Source organism: Pseudomonas sp. NFACC16-2, from assembly GCF_900119205.1.
Classification (GTDB): Bacteria; Pseudomonadota; Gammaproteobacteria; order Pseudomonadales; family Pseudomonadaceae; genus Aquipseudomonas; species Aquipseudomonas fluorescens_Q.
In genome coordinates this window covers 1-1,045 of sequence record NZ_FPIX01000092.1, presented here as the reverse complement: position 1 = coordinate 1,045, position 1,045 = coordinate 1, and the positions used below count along the sequence as shown (strand labels likewise).

The 1,045-nt window shown below is 61.5% G+C and carries 1 protein-coding gene; it reads left to right on the top strand.

Annotation, left to right across the window (positions count from 1 at the left end; all coding sequences use genetic code 11):
• Positions 1-1,045: immunoglobulin-like domain-containing protein (locus BT116_RS30020; protein ID WP_139271923.1), on the top strand; the 1,045-nt coding region annotated here is incomplete at both ends.

Sequence of the window (1,045 nt, the reverse complement as noted above, 5' to 3'; positions counted from 1 at the left end):
ACACGGTCAGCACCACCATTACCGGCGCGACCGGTGGCAACTTCGAAAACCTGGTCCCGAGCACTACACCTGCGGTCACCACGATTACTGATTCGCCGGATGCCACTGGCCTGACTCTGACGGCCAGCAACACCATCACCGAAGGCGGCCAGATCACCTACACCGCCACCCTGACCAACCCGGCCCAGACCCCGGTGACCGTGACCTTGAGCAACGGCTCGGTCATCACCATCGCGGCTGGCCAGACTACCGGCACCGTCAGCGTCGAGACGCCAGCTAATGACGTCTATAACAACGGCAGCACGGTCAGCACCACCATCACGGGTGCGACGGGTGGCAACTTTGAGAATCTGGTGCCGAGCACCTCGCCTGCGGTCACCACGATTACCGATTCGGTAGACACCACTACCGTGACGTTGACTGCTACGCCGACCGTGAATGAAAACGGCACCATCACCTACACCGCGACCCTGACCGATGCCAACGGCAATCCGGTCACCGCGCAGAACGGTCCTGTGACGGTCACGCTGGACAGCGGTAAAACGATTACCATCGCAGCGGGCGCAAGCTCGGGTGTACTCGATGTCGCTGTGGGTAACGATGTTTACCAAGGCCCGACCACCGTCACCGAAAGCATCAGTACCGCCACTGGCGGTAACCTGGAAGCCATCGCCCCGAACACGGCGCCAGTCAGCACCATCGTCAGCGATGTCAACGACACCACCAGCGTGACGCTGACCGCCACACCGACCGTGAATGAAAACGGCACCATCACCTACACCGCGACCCTGACCGATGCCAACGGCAACCCGGTCACCGCGCAAAACGGTCCTGTGACGGTCACGCTCGACAGTGGTAAAACGATCACCATCGCGGCGGGCGCAAGCTCGGGCGTATTGGACGTAGCCGTTGGCAACGACGTGTACCAAGGCCCAACCACCGTCACCGAAAGCATCAGTACTGCCACGGGCGGTAACCTGGAAGCCATCGCGCCGAACACGGCTCCAGTCAGCACCATCGTCAGCGATGTCAACGACACCACCAC